The 20,459-nt window shown below is 34.4% G+C and carries 20 protein-coding genes and 1 riboswitch; of the genes, 7 read left to right on the forward strand and 13 right to left on the reverse strand.

Annotated features, from left to right (window positions below):
- Nucleotides 1–12: 12 nt before the first annotated feature.
- Entirely contained in the window at nt 13–1,197 is a 1,185-nt protein-coding gene (locus tag H3S73_RS01460) for an FAD-dependent monooxygenase (RefSeq protein ID WP_198235717.1), read from the forward strand.
- A 56-nt stretch (nt 1,198–1,253) separates the two neighbouring features.
- Here the strand turns inward: H3S73_RS01460 and H3S73_RS01465 are convergent, their stop codons facing one another.
- The 5 genes from H3S73_RS01465 to raiA all read right to left on the reverse strand — a co-directional run bounded on the left by H3S73_RS01465 (nt 1,254) and on the right by raiA (nt 6,492).
- Nucleotides 1,254–2,294: an NADH:flavin oxidoreductase/NADH oxidase gene (locus tag H3S73_RS01465; protein ID WP_198235718.1), complete on the reverse strand. Its 1,041-nt coding sequence runs from the start codon at nt 2,292–2,294 to the stop codon at nt 1,254–1,256.
- 314 nt (nt 2,295–2,608) lie between these two features.
- Nucleotides 2,609–3,787, reverse strand: a complete 1,179-nt coding sequence (locus H3S73_RS01470) for an MFS transporter (protein ID WP_198235719.1) — start codon at nt 3,785–3,787, stop codon at nt 2,609–2,611.
- Between the two features lie 72 nt (nt 3,788–3,859).
- The gene (gene mutY, locus H3S73_RS01475; protein WP_198235720.1) at nt 3,860–4,894 is read right to left on the reverse strand and encodes an A/G-specific adenine glycosylase; all 1,035 of its coding nucleotides are present in this window, start codon (nt 4,892–4,894) and stop codon (nt 3,860–3,862) included.
- A gap of 11 nt (nt 4,895–4,905) precedes the next feature.
- Nucleotides 4,906–6,057 carry a bifunctional chorismate mutase/prephenate dehydratase gene (gene pheA, locus H3S73_RS01480; protein ID WP_198235721.1) on the reverse strand — a complete coding sequence of 384 codons (1,152 nt, stop codon included), beginning with the start codon at nt 6,055–6,057 and terminating at the stop codon, nt 4,906–4,908.
- A gap of 102 nt (nt 6,058–6,159) precedes the next feature.
- Entirely contained in the window at nt 6,160–6,492 is a 333-nt protein-coding gene (gene raiA / locus H3S73_RS01485; protein WP_086326699.1) for a ribosome-associated translation inhibitor RaiA, read from the reverse strand.
- 259 nt (nt 6,493–6,751) lie between these two features.
- On the opposite strand from raiA, the gene trmJ reads away from it, so the two are divergent.
- Nucleotides 6,752–7,489 carry a tRNA (cytosine(32)/uridine(32)-2'-O)-methyltransferase TrmJ gene (gene trmJ, locus H3S73_RS01490; RefSeq protein ID WP_198235722.1) on the forward strand — a complete coding sequence of 246 codons (738 nt, stop codon included), beginning with the start codon at nt 6,752–6,754 and terminating at the stop codon, nt 7,487–7,489.
- An 82-nt stretch (nt 7,490–7,571) separates the two neighbouring features.
- On the opposite strand, the gene cysS is transcribed toward trmJ, so the two are convergent.
- The 5 genes from cysS to mog form a co-directional block, all read right to left on the reverse strand.
- On the reverse strand, nt 7,572–8,963 hold the full coding sequence (gene cysS / locus H3S73_RS01495) for a cysteine--tRNA ligase (RefSeq protein ID WP_144091537.1): 1,392 nt from the start codon (nt 8,961–8,963) through the stop codon (nt 7,572–7,574).
- 517 nt (nt 8,964–9,480) lie between these two features.
- Nucleotides 9,481–9,723 carry a GlsB/YeaQ/YmgE family stress response membrane protein gene (locus H3S73_RS01500; protein ID WP_039127307.1) on the reverse strand — a complete coding sequence of 81 codons (243 nt, stop codon included), beginning with the start codon at nt 9,721–9,723 and terminating at the stop codon, nt 9,481–9,483.
- A gap of 365 nt (nt 9,724–10,088) precedes the next feature.
- A complete protein-coding gene (gene lysC, locus H3S73_RS01505; protein WP_086327596.1) occupies nt 10,089–11,450 on the reverse strand; it encodes a lysine-sensitive aspartokinase 3 in 1,362 nt (453 codons plus the stop codon).
- An 82-nt stretch (nt 11,451–11,532) separates the two neighbouring features.
- Nucleotides 11,533–11,707: riboswitch (Lysine riboswitch) on the reverse strand.
- Between the two features lie 109 nt (nt 11,708–11,816).
- Nucleotides 11,817–12,275: a transcriptional regulator ArgR gene (gene argR, locus H3S73_RS01510; RefSeq protein ID WP_039127302.1), complete on the reverse strand. Its 459-nt coding sequence runs from the start codon at nt 12,273–12,275 to the stop codon at nt 11,817–11,819.
- 195 nt (nt 12,276–12,470) lie between these two features.
- Nucleotides 12,471–13,049, reverse strand: a complete 579-nt coding sequence (mog, locus tag H3S73_RS01515) for a molybdopterin adenylyltransferase (RefSeq protein ID WP_198235723.1) — start codon at nt 13,047–13,049, stop codon at nt 12,471–12,473.
- A gap of 241 nt (nt 13,050–13,290) precedes the next feature.
- Between mog and H3S73_RS01520 the strand changes: the two genes are divergently transcribed.
- The gene (locus H3S73_RS01520) at nt 13,291–14,232 is read left to right on the forward strand and encodes an ABC transporter ATP-binding protein (protein ID WP_198235724.1); all 942 of its coding nucleotides are present in this window, start codon (nt 13,291–13,293) and stop codon (nt 14,230–14,232) included.
- Nucleotides 14,225–14,995 (forward strand): ABC transporter permease, encoded by a 771-nt coding sequence (locus tag H3S73_RS01525; protein WP_065738688.1) that lies wholly within the window; start codon nt 14,225–14,227, stop codon nt 14,993–14,995. The genes H3S73_RS01520 and H3S73_RS01525 overlap by 8 nt, the downstream gene beginning before the upstream one ends.
- A 43-nt stretch (nt 14,996–15,038) precedes the next feature.
- Here H3S73_RS01525 and H3S73_RS01530 read toward each other — a convergent pair whose 3' ends face one another.
- From H3S73_RS01530 to accB, 3 genes are read right to left on the reverse strand one after another with little or no spacing between them, the layout of a single operon-like run.
- Nucleotides 15,039–15,677 (reverse strand): bifunctional 4-hydroxy-2-oxoglutarate aldolase/2-dehydro-3-deoxy-phosphogluconate aldolase, encoded by a 639-nt coding sequence (locus tag H3S73_RS01530; RefSeq protein WP_039127290.1) that lies wholly within the window; start codon nt 15,675–15,677, stop codon nt 15,039–15,041.
- A 58-nt stretch (nt 15,678–15,735) separates the two neighbouring features.
- Nucleotides 15,736–17,082 (reverse strand): acetyl-CoA carboxylase biotin carboxylase subunit, encoded by a 1,347-nt coding sequence (gene accC, locus H3S73_RS01535; RefSeq protein WP_039127287.1) that lies wholly within the window; start codon nt 17,080–17,082, stop codon nt 15,736–15,738.
- Nucleotides 17,083–17,115: 33 nt separating this feature from the next.
- The gene (accB, locus tag H3S73_RS01540) at nt 17,116–17,583 is read right to left on the reverse strand and encodes an acetyl-CoA carboxylase biotin carboxyl carrier protein (protein ID WP_039127285.1); all 468 of its coding nucleotides are present in this window, start codon (nt 17,581–17,583) and stop codon (nt 17,116–17,118) included.
- Nucleotides 17,584–17,950: 367 nt separating this feature from the next.
- Here accB and H3S73_RS01545 point away from each other — a divergent pair, with 367 nt between their 5' ends.
- The 3 genes from H3S73_RS01545 to mreD all read left to right on the forward strand — a co-directional run bounded on the left by H3S73_RS01545 (nt 17,951) and on the right by mreD (nt 20,448).
- A complete protein-coding gene (locus H3S73_RS01545; protein ID WP_198227029.1) occupies nt 17,951–18,994 on the forward strand; it encodes a rod shape-determining protein in 1,044 nt (347 codons plus the stop codon).
- A 139-nt stretch (nt 18,995–19,133) separates the two neighbouring features.
- Nucleotides 19,134–19,976 (forward strand): rod shape-determining protein MreC, encoded by an 843-nt coding sequence (gene mreC / locus H3S73_RS01550; protein WP_065738691.1) that lies wholly within the window; start codon nt 19,134–19,136, stop codon nt 19,974–19,976.
- Nucleotides 19,963–20,448, forward strand: coding sequence for a rod shape-determining protein MreD (gene mreD, locus H3S73_RS01555; RefSeq protein ID WP_198227031.1), 486 nt, complete (start codon nt 19,963–19,965; stop codon nt 20,446–20,448). The genes mreC and mreD overlap by 14 nt, the downstream gene beginning before the upstream one ends.
- Nucleotides 20,449–20,459: the final 11 nt, after the last annotated feature.

Genomic DNA, 20,459 nt, shown 5'->3' on the forward strand with positions numbered 1-20,459 from the left:
CGATTGATTAGTATGGATACTCACTTTGATATTGTAATCGTTGGCGGTGGTTTAGTTGGGTTAGCAACAGCTTGTGCACTTAGTCAATATGATTTGAAGATAGCGATTATAGATGCTAAGGTTCATCACAATGAATCTTTTCTACAAAATGAAATCGGCATAAGGGCTTCAGCAATTAATGGTGCTAGCCAAAGGTATTTTTCTCAAATAGGCATTTGGGATGATTTATTAAATAGTCATCGTGTGCAAGACTTTACCGAAATAGGAGTATGGGAAAAAAACGGTATAGCGCATCTTTCAGCTCACGCAAAAGATTATGGTTATCCAAATCTAGGCTATATCATCGAAAATAATCTGATCTCTCACTGTTTGTATCACTTTGCTAAAGAAAATCACAATATAACAATTTTTAATCTTGCTGCTATCGATAATTGTTATAATGACGATTATGCTTTTTTAACCTTGGCAGATAATACTATTTTACAAGCTAAACTTATTATTGGCGCTGATGGTGCACACTCTTGGTTGCGTAAACATGAAAAAATTTCAGTTTTTGAACGTAACTATCTTCATCACGCAGTAATTACAACCGTTGAAACTCAATACCCTCACCAATCTTGTGCTAAACAAATTTTTTATCCAAATGGTATTGTTGCTTTTTTACCACTTTGGCAAGCAAATAAAAGTTGCTTGGTATGGTCAACTAAACCTAACCAAGCAACGATTTTAACAGCGCTTACAGAATCAGAGTTCTGCCAAGAACTGTTTAAATTAACGGGCGATAAAGTAGGTAAATGCCAATTAATTAATCAACGGATGGTCTTTCCGCTAAAAGCGCGTTTTGCCAAACAATTTGTTAAACATCGAACAGTACTTATTGGTGATGCCGCACATACTATCCATCCTTTGGCTGGGCAGGGAGTGAATTTAGGTTTTCAGGATTCAGCTTTATTAGTTTCGACAATTAAGCAATTACATGATAAACACAAAGATATAGGACTTGCTGATAATTTAAAATCTTTCCAATTTACTCGCCGTAAAGATACGTTAGTAATGTTAACTGCGATGCGAACTATTCAAGACATGTTTAATGGTGATAACGTTTTGAAAAAAATGTTAAGAACTGCGGGCATGAATGCTATAAACAATTGTTCACCCTTGAAAAAACAACTTATTAAATACGCAATGCATATTTAATCGAATCCAAATATTTAAATCCTGCAAAATTTTTACAGGATTTAATAATAATTGAGTTATTTGAAAGCAACTTGATAAGAAGTTGGTACAAATGGTGAAGAGGGTACATGTATCGCCCAATATGGGTCTTTTAATAATCCTCGTCCAATTGCCACTAAGTCAGCATCCCCAGTACTTAATACATAATCTGCTAGGTATGGATCTTCTAACATACCAACAGCTATTACAGGTAAATTGATTGCTTGTTTGATCGCACGAGCCAAATATACTTGATATCCAGCATGAAACTGCGGTGTATGAGCTGGATCTAATTGCCCATCGCCACCACCACTTACATCCAAAATGTCAGCGCCTGCATCAGCGAAACGTTTTGCTATTTTACGTCCATATTCTATATCATAGCCATTTTTACTATACTCTTGCGCAGAAAAACGGATAATAAGTGGCATATTGCTAGGCATTACAGATTTAACTGCTTGTATAACTTGTTCACCAAATAATAATTTATCTTGACCGTATTCATCGGTTCTGTGATTAGTTTTTGGTGAGCTGAATTGATGAATTAAATACCCATGAGCGCCATGAATTTCTATGGCGTCAAAACCTGCTTCAACTGCCCGTTTTGTTGATTCTTTAAACTTTTGAATGATATCAATAATTTCATCTTTTGATAATTCTCTTGGCATTTGATACTGCCATTTTGGATTAGCTTCGTTGGAACCATCATAAAGAATAGGTGAACAAGAGACAACATCTGAAGCTCCTAAAGCTTTTCGACCTGCATGAGCAATTTGGATAGCAATTTTACCATTTTGAGCATGTACAGCATCAACAATTCGTTTAAATTGATCACGCTGCTCATCATTCCATAACCCAAGACAATTTGGTGAAATACGACCATTAGGCGCTACATTCGTCATTTCAACAATAATTAAGCCTACCCCACCAATTGCTCGAGATACATAGTGAACAAAATGCCAATCATTAGGCATGCCATCGGTAGCTTGATATTGGCACATAGGGGGCATTACGATGCGATTTTTTAGTGATAAATTTTTGATACTAAAGGGAGTATTGAGAAAAGAGATTTTAGCCATAAATGACTCCTTAGGTAACTTAATAAAAGTATTAAGTTAGTTTATTCATCAGTAAAAGTAAATATTAATGTTTTAATTCAATTGAGTTTAGAATTTTTTATCAATTTCAATGAGTAAAATGTAAGAGCACTTAAATTAAAAAAATGTGATATTTTGGTCATTTGTTTACTTATTTGAAAAGAAGTTTTTGTTATCATTTCTACTTTCCCCTCAACGCCTAATAATTTTTTTCAAGGAATAATAAATTACTTGTACTTAAAGTTAGAAACTAAATGATAATTTAATTATCAATTCATTTGTAAAAAAGTTTCAGGTTAACTATACGTTTTAGTATAAAATAGCCAACAAATGATCCCCATCAACCCCAATATTGTTCCTGATGCCACAATTGCTATCCAGCCATAATGACTAAATAAATAGGTTGAACCAACAGAGCCAAGCATTCCACCAATAAAATAACAGACCATGTAACCTGTATTCATTCTGCTACGAGCTTCAGGCCTTATTTGGTAAATTGCACTCATATTTGAAACATGTGTGACTTGCACTGAAAAATCTAATATAACCACACCTAAAATTAATGCAATGATTGAGTATTGCGCCAATGAAAGTGGTAACCACGATAACAGCAATAAACCTAATCCTATTGTGGTAGCAAGCCAACCTTTACCTTTGTCTGATAATTTACCTACTATAGGCGAAGCCAATGCACCCGCCGCCCCAGCAATTCCGAATAGACCAATAATAAAGTCTGAGTAGTGATAAGGATCATTACTTAATAAAAAAGCAAGTGGTGTCCATAATAAAGAAAACAATGCAAATGATATAACTGCTAACAATGAACGAATTCTAAGGATAGGTTCTTGTTTGTATAATGAGCCAATTGACCATAATAGTTGAAAATAATTGATATTAATTGTATTACGGTAAGTAGGCAGTGAAATCCAAAGTAATAGGGTAACAATAGCCATGATACTTGTGGCAATCCAATATACGTAATGCCAATCGGCAATAGTTGAAATAGTGCCAGCAAAAGTTCTACCCAGTAAAATGCCAAGTAACATTCCACTCATTAAAGTGCCAACGATTTTACCACGGTTTTCCGGTTTGGATAGGGTAGCTGCAAAAGGAATTAAAACTTGTGCAACGGTTGAAAATAGCCCCGTTATGGATGTACCTATTATTAGCATCCATAAATTTTTTGATAAAGCACTAACGATAAGCCCACAGGTGGATAATACCATTAAAATAATAATTAAGTGTTTTCGCTCAAATTTATCACCAAGAGGTGTGATAAAAAGTAAACCAACAGCATAACTAAACTGTGCTGCCATTATGATTGAGCCAGCATGCTCAACTGCAATATTTAAATCATGAGTAATTGAATGTAGTAGTGGTTGAGCATAATAATTGCTGGCAATAGTTACACCAATAGCAAATGCCATTAAAAAAACTAACCAGCTGGATAAACCTTGAGATTGTTTGCTTTGCATAAAATAAATGTTACAAAAAAATAATGATGAATTATATATTAAAAATAAGATTGCCTCTGCTTGACAGCAATTTTAAGCAGATTGTTTTAATAAGTTATAAACGGGTGTAGCGAGTCCTATTTTGGTATTATCTGATTCAAGTTTATACCAATAGCCAGAAGATTCATCCCAACATTTTGTGAAATTGGTAATAACACAATAAATTGGAGTAATATTTAAATGAAAATGGCTAAATGTATGTCTGAACGAGTTTAATGGTTTAGGTTCAGTTGATACTATTCCTTTTTTTTCTAACCACGCTTTTAGCTCTTGCTCGCTTGAAAATTCTGGTAGGCAATATAACCCTCCCCATATACCTGTTGGTGGTCTTTTTTCTAACCAAATGGCACGATTGTATTCTAACATTAAAAAATAAGCCGATTTTTCTGGCTTGGTTGTTTTAGGTTTTGGTGTTGGATATTTTTGCCAACTTTCCGTTTTATAAGCAATACAATCTTCATGCAATGGGCACTGTGTGCACTTAGGCTTTGTACGAGTACAAACCATTGCCCCAATATCCATCATTGCTTGATTAAATTTAGCAATATTTTGTTCAGGCGTAACTTGTTCACTTAATTGCCAAAGTTTATTTTCGATTGTTTTATTACCAGGCCATCCTTCAACAGCAAAATATCGAGTTAAAACACGTTTTACATTACCATCTAAAATTGGGTAATGTTGATTTTGTGAAAGTGATAAAATTGCTCCAGCGGTTGAACGACCAATTCCTGGTAAAGCCACTACATCATCAAATTTGGTTGGAAATAGCCCATTAAATTTATTATTAATAACTTGTGCTGCTTTGTGTAAGTTACGAGCACGAGCATAATAACCAAGCCCTGTCCAAAGATGTAATACATCATCAATAGGTGCTTTTGCTAAATCCGTTATTTTTGGAAATAGCTTAATAAAATGATTAAAGTAGGGGATAACAGTTGCAACTTGTGTCTGTTGCAACATTACTTCTGATAACCACACATGATAAGGCGTTTTCTCAATCTGCCATGGTAGCGTTTTTCTGCCGTATTGTTCATACCATTTTAATACAGTCTTTGCAAAGGGGGGCATTGTTACAGGCATTACATTACAGCAGTAATTGTGTCACTTGGATAACAACCCAATACTTTTGTGTATAAGGTAATTTTTGCTAACTGTTTTAATGCGTTTTGCATTTCTTCAGAATAAAGATTACCTTGTAGATCAATATAGAACATCTCTTCCCATGGAGTACCATGAATTGGACGAGATTCAAGTTTAGTCATGACAATATTATGATTACGTAACACAGAAAGAGCATCAACGAGTGCACCTGCTTGCTGACCTGTTTTCATTAATATTGTGGTTTTAGCTGGGATTTGATCAGATACATGAACTGGCTTACGAGATAACACTATAAATCGAGTGATATTCTCTTTTTGATTAGCAAAACTATGTTCAAGAACTTGTAATCCATAAAGTTCACCGCCATCTTTATTACCCATAGCAGCAAAATTAGGCTTATTTGACTTAGCAACCATGTCCATTGCTGATGAAGTGCTATCGCAAAAGACAATCTTCCAATGCGGATATCCCTCCAAAAAGTGAGAACATTGTTGGAATGGTTGTGGATGACTATATACGGTGTCAATTTGATCTAATTGAGTATTTGGAAGCGCCAAAATACAGTGATCAATCGGTAGTGATAACTCGCCAATAATATGCAAATTCGTTTTTTGTAGTAAATCATAAATTTCGTTAATGGATCCGGAACTTGAGTTTTCAATTGGTACAACACCATAATCAACAACGCCTTTCTCTATTTGTTCGAAAACATCTTTAAAAGTCGCACAACTTGATTCAACTATCTGTTCTAAATGGGCACTAGCATAGCGTCGAGCAGCTGAATGAGAATAAGATCCTATGGGTCCTAGAAAAGCAATTTTTGCGGTCGTAATAGAACCATGATTTATTTTTTCTTGTAGGATTTTTTGTTGTAAAAGTACAGAATCTTCGATAATTATTTGATATAAATGTTTGATAAAAATATCATCGAGATGATATTTTTTACCATGTTCAATTAGTGATTTAATCAATGAACGCTCACGTTCCATGTCGCGTACGGGTATATTTGCCTTAATTTTAGTATTAATTACTTGTGTCGAAAGCTCACGACGTTTAGCAATCAGTTCTAAAAGAGTTTTATCAAGTTCGTTAATTTTATCTCGTAAAGGTAATAAGTGATCTACTTTCATTTTTATTAGATTTTTTTAAAAGGTTAACGGTATTATAGCAAGCTACAAATAAAGGTACTACTTAAACGTAGTACCTTTTAAAAAAATAGAGCGTTTTATTTATTAGATTTCTTCTTCCAAAATTGCACCTTTAATACTTTCCGTTGCTCGACGAGCTTCACCTTTATGTTGAATTTTATTCAGTTGTTTTTCAAGTTTACCAATAAGATCGTTAATAGCTGCATACATGTCAATATGTTTTGCCGATGCGACTAGTGGCGCTCCTTTGGTGGCAATTGTTGCATCAATGATAAATCCATCGGGCTCTTTAGATAATATAAAATGAGGATTGATTAACAGCGCTCTCCATTTATCCAACTTCGAAAATTTATCTTCTAAATAACTACGAATTGCGGGGGTAATATCCATTTGTTTACTGGTAATACTTAAAGCCATAATCGACCTCCTTTATAATTTCAAACAACTAAGTTGATTTTTTAAGCTTCCTTTAATACATTGGCAAATTATTTTTATTTCGTCAATAAGAACTTTGCTATTAACATGAGTTTTTGTGATTTAAATCTAAAAAAAGATTTTATTAATCATGTATTTTATGACTATGTGACTATGAACCTGCATTTTGTTTTGCTTTACTATATACTGTAGGTAACTACTATTTTTATTTATTTTTATAAGATCTTTTAATGAGGAAGATGTGAGCTATTTAGATAATGTTAAGATTGTTTTGGTTGAAACATCCCACACGGGTAATATGGGGTCTGCCGCCAGAGCAATGAAAACCATGGGTTTATCCAATCTTTGCTTAGTCAATCCAGTGATAAAGCCTGATTCACAATCAATTTCATTAGCGGCAGGTGCTAGTGATATTATTAAAAATGCAATAATTTTTTCATCTTTAGAAGAGGCAATCGCTGATTGTTCACTTGTGATAGGTACTAGTGCTCGTTCTCGCACTTTACAATGGCCTAATTTAACACCAAAAGAGTGCGGTGATAAAATCATTGGTGAGGCTGTTAATGCCCAAGTTGCGTTAGTTTTTGGTCGTGAGCGAGTGGGGTTAACCAATGATGAATTGCAAAAATGCCATTTTCATGTTGGTATTCCAGCTAATCCTCAGTACAGTTCTTTGAATCTAGCTATGTCAGTACAGGTATTATGTTATGAAATTCGCATGTCAATGCTAAATTTGCAAGATAATCAATCAGAGTCAGCAAATTTAAATACACATACATCTGAATACCCTAAAGATATCGATGTTGAGCGTTTTTATCAGCATTTAGAACAAACTTTATTGCAAACAGAATTTATCAATGCCAATCATCCAGGTCAAATTATGGGGCGTTTGCGAAGATTATTTACTCGGGCACGTATTGAACAACAAGAACTGAATATTTTACGTGGTATTCTAACGTCGATTGATAAAAAGTTATAATTTTTAGGCATGAAAATAAATACCCACAAAAGAGTGGGTATTTTTAAATAATAACCGATTATGGTAAGGTTAACTTAATGGATTAACTTTTTTTCCGCCAAGTTGTACCATTTGCTCCATCTTCCAACACAATATTCATTGCGTTAAGTTTATCACGCGCTTCATCAGCTTGAGCCCAATTTTTGTTAGCACGAGCTTCATTACGTTGTTTTATTAATGCTTCAATTAATTCTGCATCGGCGTCATCTTGCTGATTACCTTGTAAGAATTTTATTGGATCTTGTTCAAGTAAACCAAGTACGGCTGCTAAATAACGTAATTCAGCCGCTAATTCGTTGGCAAATGACATATCGTTATCAGCTTTAGCTTTATTGATTTCTCGGGCTAAATCAAATAAGGTTGAATAAGCTTCAGGAGTATTGAAGTCATCGTTCATCGCATTACAGAATTGACGGTAATAATCGCTCTCTTTTGTCGTATATGGATAATTTGCATCAGTATCACGAAGTGCTGTATAAAGGCGCTCTAAAGCCATTCTTGCTTGTTTTAAATTTTCCTCACTGTAATTAAGCTGACTACGATAATGACCCGACAGTAAAAAGTAACGGACAGTTTCAGCATCATAGTGTTTTAATACATCGCGAATAGTGAAAAAATTATTAAGTGATTTTGACATCTTTTCTTGGTCTATCATCACCATCCCTGAATGCATCCAATAATTAACATATTGTCCATCATGGGCACATGTAGATTGAGCAATTTCATTTTCATGATGAGGAAACATCAAATCTGAACCCCCACCATGAATATCAAAGTGATTACCTAATTGAAAACTGTTCATCGCAGAACATTCAATATGCCAACCTGGACGTCCTTTACCCCATGGGGAATCCCAGTTAGGCTCGTTAGGTTTTGACATCTTCCAAAGTACAAAGTCCATTGGATTACGTTTAACATCAACCACATCAACGCGCGCTCCAGCCTGAAGTTGCTCCAAATTTTGACGCGACAAAATACCGTAATTTGGATCGCTATCAACTGAAAACATTACATCACCATTATCGGCAATATAAGCATGATCTTTTGCAATTAATTCTTCTATTAATTGAATAATCTGTGGCATTTGCTGCGTAGCACGAGGTTCGACATCAGGGCGCTTAATATTGAGTGCATCAAAATCGGCATACATCTCTTGTAACATACGTTCGGTTAGTTGTTCACAGGTTTCACCGTTTTCTAGAGCACGTTTTATAATTTTGTCATCCACATCGGTGATATTGCGCACATAAGTTAATTGATAACCTAAAAAGCGCAAATAACGTGTTACAACATCAAATGCGACAAAGGTGCGACCATGACCAATATGACAAAGGTCATAAATAGTGACACCACAAACATAGAGTCCAATTTTATTGGGATGAATTGATTTAAAGGTTTCTTTTTCTCGAGTTAATGTATTGAATATTTTTAACATTACAATCTTTAGGTTTAGTTTAATGAAGTTTGTTAAATAATATAACAAAAATATGGTTATCGCGAAATTATTTATTATAATGCTTCTATATACTTCAATTATAATTTTATCATATGCCCGGCGAATTTATTGTTGATATTGTAGGATCTATCATTGAAGAAATTGGTAGAGGATTTTTGGAATTAGGTGGGTCAAAAGATACTTTTAAAAGAAAACTATATTGGACTTCTTTTATTATTTTAAATATTGTTGTGTTTGTATCTCACTTAATATTTAAGTGGCCTATTACTATAACAGATGGTTTGTTCTTATTTTTCATTTCATCTTTACTTTCATTCTTCATTATAACTCTTTGTTGGGGTATATGGCGCTTCATTAAAGATTTTAAGAAATGTAAAATATAACTTAAAGTTTACAGAAATAAATGGTTGAAAGTATCTAGTCGATTATAATCTCAATTTACTTTTTAATAAATAATTGGCGGGTAATCCCCGCCAATTTTGTGTAAAACAAAGTATTATTTCATTAGGCGGTAGATATAAATAAGCAATATTGCACCTAAGACTGAAATAAACAAGCTAGGGAAATTAAATCCTGTCACAGAGCCCCAACCAAAGAATGTACTTATATATCCACCAACGATGGCGCCTGCAATTCCTAATAAAATCGTTTTAAATACTCCTACGCGTCCAAGTGGCATAAAAAACTTTGCAATCCAACCGGCAATTAATCCTAGAATAGCCCAACTTAAAATACCCATGATAATTTCCTTTGTTTGATTAAGGTTAAATTTAGTTTACAAACACAGTTTAAAAATCTAAGAAATGTTGATATTTAATGTAATAGCTTTAACAATATTGATTAAAATTAATAAATCAAAATTTAAAAATATTAATAAATAACAGTCATAAAATGGAGATAGAAGATTTAATCCTAAGACTAAAGAATGACTATATGAATTGAGTGCATAAAAGCGTATTCATATAGTAATTGATGAATATTCTATAATTATTTGTAACAAAAGTTAAGGTCTTTTATTGCGTTTTCAAACTTTTAACATGCTTCTTTTAAATAATCACTTTGATTTAAGTCGAAGGGAGATTAATTCTCCCTTTGAATGAGTTGTTATTCAAAAATAGATTTATGTAAAATTTTGATAATTGCTTCTGCATCATTACTTTTTGATAACAGACATAGATTGTGAGTGCTTGCGCCATAACAACAAAGTCTTATAACAAAATCATCTAATACGCCGAATACTTCTTTTGCTATACCTTTTGTCGTCGTTAGATTATTGCCAATGATGGCAATAAGAGCTAAATCTTCCTCAACATCTACATGACAAAGAGTTGAAAGTTCATCAAATAATTCTTTTGTTAATAAACTGTTACCATTAGTGCAAGTGCCTGTAGTATCAATCGTTAAAGCGATACTGACTTCGGATGTGGTAACTAAATCAACGGATATATTATGTTTAGCTAATATAGTAAATACTCTAGCAAGAAACCCTTGAGCATGCAGCATATTTAAACTGGTTAAGGTTAGTAATGTCTGTTTGCGTCGTAATGCTAGCGCCCTAAATACAGGTAATTTTGAAGTGATACTATTCGTGTTATAAACAATTGTGCCACCATCTTGTGGTGCTTTGCTTGAACCTACAAAAACAGGAATATTACTTCGCACTGCTGGAACCAACGTTGCTGGATGTAAAACTTTTGCTCCAAACGTTGCCATTTCTGCAGCTTCCGCGAAAGATATTTCATCAATTCTTTTTGCCGCTGGCGTAATACGTGGGTCATTGGTATAAATTCCTGCAACATCAGTCCAAATGTCTATTTGCGTTGCATTTAATGCTTCACCAAGTAACGCTGCTGTATAATCACTTCCGCCGCGCCCTAATGTTGTCGTCTTACCTGTACTTTCACTGCCAATAAAACCTTGAGTAACAATTAGCGCATTAGTATTTAAAGATTTTAAATGTGCACAACAAAGCTGTTTGATTTCTTCAATTTTAGGTTGAGCTTTACCAAATTTATCATCAGTACGCATAACTTTACGTACATCAAACCATACGGCACTTTTTTGTTTTTCTCTTAATATCTCAACAAAAAGTTTTGAAGACATAATTTCACCATGACTGACTAACTCATCAGTTAATGCTGGTGACGTTGCTAAACTTGCAGCTTCCGATAAAGAGGCTATATTTGCAATGATTCGATCAATTTCAGCTCTTAATGTAGGGTTTTCAGGGAGTTGCTCTAAAATATTGTATTGAATTGATTGAATTTTGGCTAAATGCTGAGCTCGAACCTCCGCATCACGGCCTTCAGCTAATGCAACTAATAAGTTCGTAATACCGGCAGAAGCGGATAATACAACAACTTTTACACTAGGGTTAGCAATAACAATATTAGCACTGTTTACCATTGCTGAATAATCAGCAACACTAGTACCACCAAATTTAGCAATTACAAATGATGTTTCCATGGATTCCTCATATTAAAAATTTTATTTTTAACAGAGTTAGAGCGAGGGTATGTGCAATTTACAGTTATAATTTAAAAAGTACAAACCGCGAAGCGCTCCACCTGTTAAGGTGACAACCCAAGGGATTCAGCCCTTGCAGTCGATTTGATTGCTTTCTGGATACTCAATCAAACCTCGGCATTGCATCCCCTCAATCATTTATCACCGATTCCAGTATCTAAAATAATCTACCTGAGCAATGCGCCTCTTCGTTCTCGTAACGTAAGTTACAATTTAAGTGCCATATAGAATTAACGATTTTACTAAATGTGTCAATAGGTTAAATAGGAAAATTATTTATTAAATATTAAATTGCTATATCAATAGTTATAATTCTTGTTCAAATAGTTGAATAATAGTTTGATATAAACTTTTGACCGTACAAGATTTGGTCGGTGTACTAAAAATTGTATCATCGCCTGCAATTGAACCTAAAATGCCTTCTGATTTACCAATTGAATCAAGTAAGCGAGCGATAAGTTGAGCAGCTCCTGGACTGGTACGAATGACTACCATTGAGCTATTATAATCAATATCAACAACCAAATTTTTTAATGGACTACTGGCCGTTGGCACACTCATTTCAGCCGGCAAGCAATAGACCATTTCTGATTTTGCGTTGCGCGTTCTAACCGCGCCAAATTTGGTTAACATCCGTGAAACTTTGGATTGATTAATGTTATCAAATCCTTGCTCTTGTAAAGCTTGCACAATGCTTATTTGAGAACTAAACTTTTCTTGTAGAAGCATTTCTTTAAAAGCTTTAGTAAGATCTTCTTGTTTCATATTTTTCCTTTAGGATTAATTGATTGCTGTTTTAGGTGAAAGCAGCAATAATTTTATGTTGCTTAATATATCGGTAAAAAATCTAAGTTAATTAGTGAGTTTTATAAACATTTTTTTAAATGAATTGAGTATCAAACTACTAAGTTTTAGACTTTAAATTCTTTAAACATAATTATGCATAAGATTTGCATAAAATCAAATATTCGATTTGTTACTGCTTTTAGGGCGAAAAGATTTTACTATTTGCTCATGCGTTTCAATGTAAGGTCCTTCTAATAACTCTAAGCAATAAGGAACACTGGCAAAAATGCCATTAACAATTATTTTGCCATCACTATCTTTTACACCTTCAAGTGTCTCTTTTATCGATTTTGGTCTACCCGGTAAGTTCAAAATTAAACATTTTTTGCGAATAACGCCAACTTGTCTGGAAAGAATGGCAGTAGGTACAAAATGCAAACTAATTTGACGCATCTGTTCACCAAATCCTGGCATAACTCGATCAGCTATTGCTAAAGTTGCATCAGGGGTGACATCTCTAATGGCAGGCCCTGTACCGCCAGTAGTTAGAATCAAATCACAATGTAGTTTATCAACGAATTCACATAATGTTTGTTCAATAATAGGTTGTTCATCTGGAATTATTCGATTTTCGGTAATAAACGGAGTTTTCAATGCTGATTGTAACCAAGATATTAATGATGGAATACCTTCATCGTCATAGATCCCTTTTGCCGCTCTATCAGACACAGAAACTAAACCAATTTTGAACATAGTACTTATTCCTTAGGTGATTATTTATCTATATTAATTAGAAATTAAGACCACATATATATGGCCAATGGTTCGCTAAAATTAATGTACGCTAAAAGTTGAAAATTATAACTCATTTATATTCAATATAAAGAAAACTAAAAAGACCTTTACAACCGCTGATTATGTTGTCAATATTGCTGCTCATTAATAATTGAGTTTATATAATTTCAATCATAACTTATTCAATTAGGATTTTACCATGTCATCTATTCCTGCGCTTGAATTGGTCGCGCTTAAAAAAATTTATAAAAATGGTGTAGAAGCATTAAAAGGTATTGATTTAACGGTTCAAGCAGGTGATTTTTATGCATTGCTTGGTCCAAATGGTGCCGGAAAATCAACAACTATTGGCATAATTAGCTCACTAGTAACCAAAACTTCAGGTGAAGTGCGAATTTTTGGTTATGATTTAGATACTGATATTGTCAATGCCAAAAGGCAATTAGGCTTAGTACCACAAGAATTTAATTTTAACCAATTTGAAGAAGTGATTCAGATTGTCACTAATCAAGGAGGCTACTATGGATTGCCGCGTAAATTAGCATTAGAACGTGCAGAAAAATATCTAAGAATTTTAGATTTATGGGATAAACGCCATAGCCGAGCAAACATGTTATCTGGTGGTATGAAAAGACGTTTAATGATTGCAAGAGCACTAGTTCATGAGCCTAAATTACTGATTCTTGATGAACCAACCGCGGGGGTTGATATTGAGTTGCGGCGCTCAATGTGGGATTTTTTACGTGAAATCAATCGTCAAGGCATTACCATTATATTAACTACCCATTATCTAGAAGAAGCAGAAATGCTATGTCGCAATATTGGTATAATTCAACATGGTCAATTAATAGCGAACTCTTCTATGCGTGAATTATTAGCTAATAGCCAATCTGAAACTATTATTATTGATTATGTACCAACAAATGAACCCATTGTTATAACAGATTATAGTTATGTAAATGTTGATACGGGCATGTTAGAAGTTAAAGTTGATAAACAACGTGGATTAAATCAGTTGTTTGAGCAACTTAATCATCAAAACGTCAAAGTGATTAGCGTGCGTAATAAGACTAATCGATTAGAAGAGTTATTTGTTGATTTGTTACGCAATAATAATCCAAAAGGAGCTGATAATGTGTAATTTATATTGGATTGCCTTAAAAAGTATTTGGCGTAAAGAGGTGACGAGATTTTTAAGAATTTGGTTGCAAACATTGATACCGCCAGTTATCACTATGTCACTTTATTTTATTATATTTGGTAATTTAATTGGTTCTCGTGTGGGGAATATGGGTGGCTTTAGTTATATGTCATTTATTGTTCCTGGTTTAATCATGATGTCTGTAATTACAAATTCTTATACCAATGTCTGTTCTTCATTTTTTAGCGCTAAATTTCAACGTAATATTGAGGAATTATTGGTTGCACCAGTACCAACGCATATTTTGATTTGGGGATATGTTGGTGGTGGTGTGATACGTGGAATTTTAACTGGAATTTTAGTCACGATAGTATCGTTATTTTTTGTTCGTCTTGAAGTGCATTCTTGGCTCTTTGTTATTTGCACTTTATTATTAACTTCAATTTTGTTTTCATTAGCAGGTTTACTAAATGCCGTATTTGCTAAGACTTTTGACGATATTAGTATTATTCCAACATTTGTATTAACGCCATTAACTTATCTTGGCGGGGTATTTTACTCAATAACCATGCTACCCACTTTTTGGCAATGGGTATCAAAACTAAATCCAATCGTTTATATGATTAATGGTTTTCGCTATGGTTTTTTAGGTGTGACCGACGTATCACTATGGATCACATTTTCAATGTTAATTTTGTTTGTTACCGTGCTCTATATAATTGCATGGCGACTCATTGAAAGTGGGCGAGGGCTAAGAAGTTAAATTAACTGAAAAACAACCGCCGAATAAAATCGGCGGAAAATAGTTACTTGGCACCAGCAACTGCTTCTTTTGCCATTTGAGTAATTTTAGCAAAATCACCATTAGCAATAGCATCAGTTGGAATAAACCAAGTTCCACCAACACAAAGTACATTATTGAGCGCTAAATAGTCTCGATAATTTTTAGGGTTTACACCACCAGTAGGGCAAAACTTCATATATCCACAAGGACCAGCAAAAGCTTTTAATGCAGCTACGCCGCCATTGATTTCTGCTGGGAAGAATTTTAATGCAGTTAAGCCATATTCTTGGGCTGTTAATAATTCAGAAATAGTCGCAATACCGGGAATGACTGGAACAGGTCCTTCAACTGCTGCTTTTAAAATAGCGTCAGTTATGCCAGGAGTAATAATAAATTCAACTCCCGCTTCGGTTACTTGTTTAAGTTGCTCAACACTTGTTACTGTACCCGCACCAACTACAGCTTCTGGAACTTCTTTAATGATTTTTTTAATTGCTTCAAGCGCACATTCTGTTCGTAGGGTAACTTCAAGAACTTTTACACCACCAGCAATTAAAGCTTTTGCTAATGGTACTGCATCTTCTAGTCGTTCAATAACGATAACAGGAACAACAGGCCCCATAGTTAGAATTTCTTCAGCACTTCTTTTCCAGTTTTTCATTTGTATCTATCCATCTTTATTAAAAGCAATAATCCCTAAATAATAGGGATTATTTTTGTTACTCATAAATGCCTAATTTTTTCTCTAAATAATGAATGTTTGTTCCACCTTTTTGGAAACCTTTATCATTCATAATTTCAATGTGAAGATCAATATTTGTTTTAATACCATCAATCACTAGTTCAGCTAATGCGTTTTTCATTCGTGCAATAGCAACATCACGAGTTTCACCATAAGCAATTAGCTTACCAATCATTGAATCATAGTAAGGTGGTACTGTGTAACCTGCATAGATATGTGATTCCCAACGAATACCAAAACCACCTGGTGCATGAAAGCGAGTAATTTTCCCAGGCGAAGGCATAAATGTTTTAGGATCTTCGGCATTTATACGGCATTCAATAGCATGACCTTTGATTTCAATATCACTTTGTTTGATTGATAGAGGTTTGCCTGCGGCAATTAAGATCTGTTCTCTAATCAAATCCACACCTGTTATCATTTCAGTAACTGGATGTTCAACCTGAATACGCGTATTCATTTCAATGAAATAAAATTCACCATTTTCAAATAAGAATTCAAATGTTCCTGCACCACGATAACCAATTTCAATGCATGCATTAACACAGCGTTCACCAATGAATTTGCGCATTTTAGAGGTAATGCCAACCGCTGGTGCTTCTTCAACAACTTTTTGGTGACGTCTTTGCATTGAACAATCACGTTCACCTAAATAAATAGCATGACCTTGACCATCAGAAAGCACTTGGATCTCAATATGACGAGGATTTTCAAGGAATTTTTCCATATAAACCATATCATTATTGAAAGCGGTTTTTGCTTCTAATTTGGTCATTTTAATTGCTTGTTCAAGATCTTTTTCTTCCCGAACAATACGCATACCACGACCACCGCCACCACCGGACGCTTTGATAATAACCGGATAGCCTATTTGTTTAGCGATCTGCTTATTATTTTCAATATCATTACTTAAAGGACCATCAGAACCCGGTACACAAGGTACGCCAGCTTTTTTCATGGCATGAATTGCTGACACTTTATCACCCATTAACCGTATAGTCTCAGGTTTTGGTCCAATAAAAACAAATCCAGAACGTTCCACTTGCTCGGCGAAGTCAGCGTTTTCTGATAAAAAACCATATCCAGGATGAATTGCTGCTGCACCAGTAACTTCGGCGGCAGAAATTAATGCGGGGATATTGAGGTAGCTTTTAGCGGAAGCTGCTGGACCAATACAGACAGTTTCGTCTGCAAGTAATACATGTTTTAAATCTTTATCTGCCGAAGAATGAACAGCGACAGTTTTAATTCCAAGTTCTTTACATGCTCGTAGGATACGTAGAGCAATTTCTCCACGGTTAGCAATAAGAATTTTATCAAGCATATTCGATCTCTTAATCTTATAAATAAGTTAATATTACTCAATGATGAATAGTGGCTGATCAAATTCAACAGGTTGACCATTCTCAACTAAAATAGCTTTAATTGTACCCGCTTTTTCAGATTCAATTTGGTTCATCATTTTCATCGCTTCAACGATACAAAGTACATCACCGACATTGACAGTTTGACCAACTTCTACAAAAGCTTTCGACTCTGGGCTTGGCGTGCGATAAAACGTTCCAACCATTGGTGATTTTATAGTTGTACCTGTTGGAGCTGGAGCAATAGGATCCGCTTCAGCCACACTTTCACTAACTGAGTTAGGAGCAACAACAACTGGTGCTGCTTGAGGGATTTGAATGTTTTGTATTGGCGCTGAATAGTTTGTTGTAGGTATTGATCGACTAATTCGAACCGATTCTTCACCTTCAGAGATTTCAATTTCTGAAATACCTGACTCTTCAACTAATTCAATTAATTTTTTAATTTTGCGTATATCCATGAATTACACCGTGTTTATTTGATATAAGTAACAATTAATTTAATGCATCCTTAATATCTAAAAAGTAATCTTTTAAAGTGATAATAAGGCAGTAACTCAACATTAACGCGGAAGCATACACTGTAAAATAGATTTTGTCATTATATATCTCTCCTTTACAAACTGTTATTATACTATTTTCTAGGTATTATTTTAGAATTGCGATACAATATATAAACCTAATTGTTATTGAAGCAAACAGGTTTTAAAAAATAACTAGAATACTATTTTATACGATATAAAATTAAAATTAAGTATTTTATCCTATAGTTTGCTTCAAGTACTCACTAACACTTAAACAAGATTATTTCTAGGAAGAGTTTTTATTATGTTCAAAAAAGTTCGTGGCTTGTTTTCAAATGATCTATCGATTGATTTAGGTACAGCTAACACCCTTATTTATGTAAAAGGTCAAGGTATTGTACTAAACGAACCTTCAGTTGTCGCTATTCGTCAAGATCGCACAGGCACACCTAAAAGTGTCGCTGCTGTTGGGCAGGCTGCGAAACAGATGTTAGGACGTACTCCAGGCAATATTGCTGCGATTAGACCAATGAAAGATGGTGTAATCGCTGACTTTTCCGTGACTGAAAAGATGTTACAGTATTTTATTCGTCAAGTGCATAGTCATAGCTTTTTAAGACCAAGTCCTCGCGTTTTAGTTTGTGTGCCAGTTGGTGCAACACAAGTTGAGCGTCGTGCTATCCGTGAGTCTGCATTAGGAGCAGGTGCCCGTGAAGTTTACTTAATTGAAGAGCCGATGGCAGCAGCTATTGGTGCTGATTTACCCGTTTCATCGCCAACTGGTTCAATGGTGGTTGATATTGGCGGTGGTACCACTGAAGTTGCTGTTATTTCGTTAAATGGTGTTGTCTATTCTGCATCGGCAAGAATTGGTGGTGACCGTTTTGATGAGGCAATTATCAATTATGTTCGTCGTAATTATGGTGCGTTAATTGGTGAAGCAACCGCTGAGCGAATTAAACATGTTATTGGAAGCGCGTATCCAGGGGATGAAGTTCTTGAGATTGAAGTGCGTGGTCGAAATCTTGCCGAAGGTGTGCCTCGTAGCTTTACTTTAAATTCCAATGAAATTCTAGAAGCGCTTCAAGAACCGCTAAGTGGTATCGTAAGTGCCGTTAAAGTTGCATTAGAACAGTGTCCTCCTGAACTGGCCTCCGATATTTCCGAACATGGTATGGTGTTAACTGGCGGTGGTGCTCTATTACGTAATATTGATAAATTACTAGCGGCTGAAACCGGTATTCATGTGGTTGTTGCTGAAGATCCTCTTACATGTGTAGCACGAGGTGGTGGCAAAGCTCTTGATATGGTTGATATGGAGGGAGGAGATCTCTTTAGTGAAGAGTAATTATTGTCTAGTTATTGATTAATTTAATTTTTATGAAATCGATAATTAATAAACATTTCACTTTTTCCGCCGACATAGTCGGCGGAGTCATATCTTGAATTAATTAGATTTTAAGCATATAACAGGTAAGTACTGGATAATGAAATTACTTTTTTCTAAACGTTCTCCTCTTAGTGTGCAGTTATTTATATCTTTGCTATTATCTATTATATTGATAATATTAGATTTAAATTATCGTCCGTTTAAAGAGGTTCGTTACTATTTAGATACAATGATTTCGCCATTGTATTACATTTCAAATGCACCAAAAGCGACTTATGACACACTTTATGAGATGTCAAAGACACGTGAAGCGTTAGAAAAAGAAAATGCAAATTTAAATAATATACTGCTTGAAAAAAAGACAGACCTGTTATTGCTTGAGCATCTTAGACATGAAAACGATCGATTAAGAGAATTGCTAGGATCGCCTTTAAGACATGATGAACATAAAATGGCAGCTCAAGTTATATTAGCTGATACAGATCCTTATGTTTATCAGGTAGTTATTAATAAAGGTAAAAATGACGGTGTTTATATTGGTCAACCTGTCGTTGATGATAAAGGTATCGTTGGACAAATTTATGAAACAGCTCAAAAAACCAGTCGGGCAATTTTAGTTTGTGATTATCAACATGCAATACCTGTACAAATATTAAGAAATGATATTTCTATGGTGGCAGTAGGTAATGGATGCAGTAATGATTTAACGCTCGATTTTTTACCAAATAATGTTGATATCAAAGTCGGTGACATATTAGTAACTTCTGGACTAGATGGTCGTTTTCCTGAGGGTTATCCTGTTGCAGTAGTAAGTTCTGTCAAACTTGATATTAGCGATTCAACTCCGGTTATTTCAGCAACGCCGACAGCCGATCTAAAACGTTTACGCTATCTATTATTACTATGGGGAGATCAAGGAGTAAAACATGAGGGCTCGTAATAGCATATTAATTATTTGGTTAACTTTGTTAATAGGCTTATTTTTTCAAATTATACCTTGGTCACCTTCATATGATATATTTAAACCACATTTGTTTTTATTAATTATCGCTTATTGGTTAATTACTCTTCCTTATCAGATTGGCATAGGTACTGCATTTGTTTTCGGTTTAATAATAGATTTATGTTCGGGAACAATATTAGGTGTACATGCTTTCATCTATTCTTTAATTGCCTATTTACTTGTATTCAAATACCAATTATTGAGTAATTTAGCTTTATGGCAACAGGCTTTTATCTTATTTGGTATTTCGGTATGTTATAATGCTTTAATCTTTATATTTCAGGTAAGTATTTATCATACAATTACTATGTCACCTTATATACTATTATCAAGTTGTGTTGATGGCTTTTTATGGATATGGATATATCTGCTATTGCAAAGCATAAAACAAAACTTTGCAATTAATTAGGGGAATATTTC

The sequence above is a fragment of the Gilliamella sp. B14384G12 genome, assembly GCF_016101825.1.
GTDB classification, from domain to species: Bacteria; Pseudomonadota; Gammaproteobacteria; order Enterobacterales; family Orbaceae; genus Gilliamella; species Gilliamella apicola_N.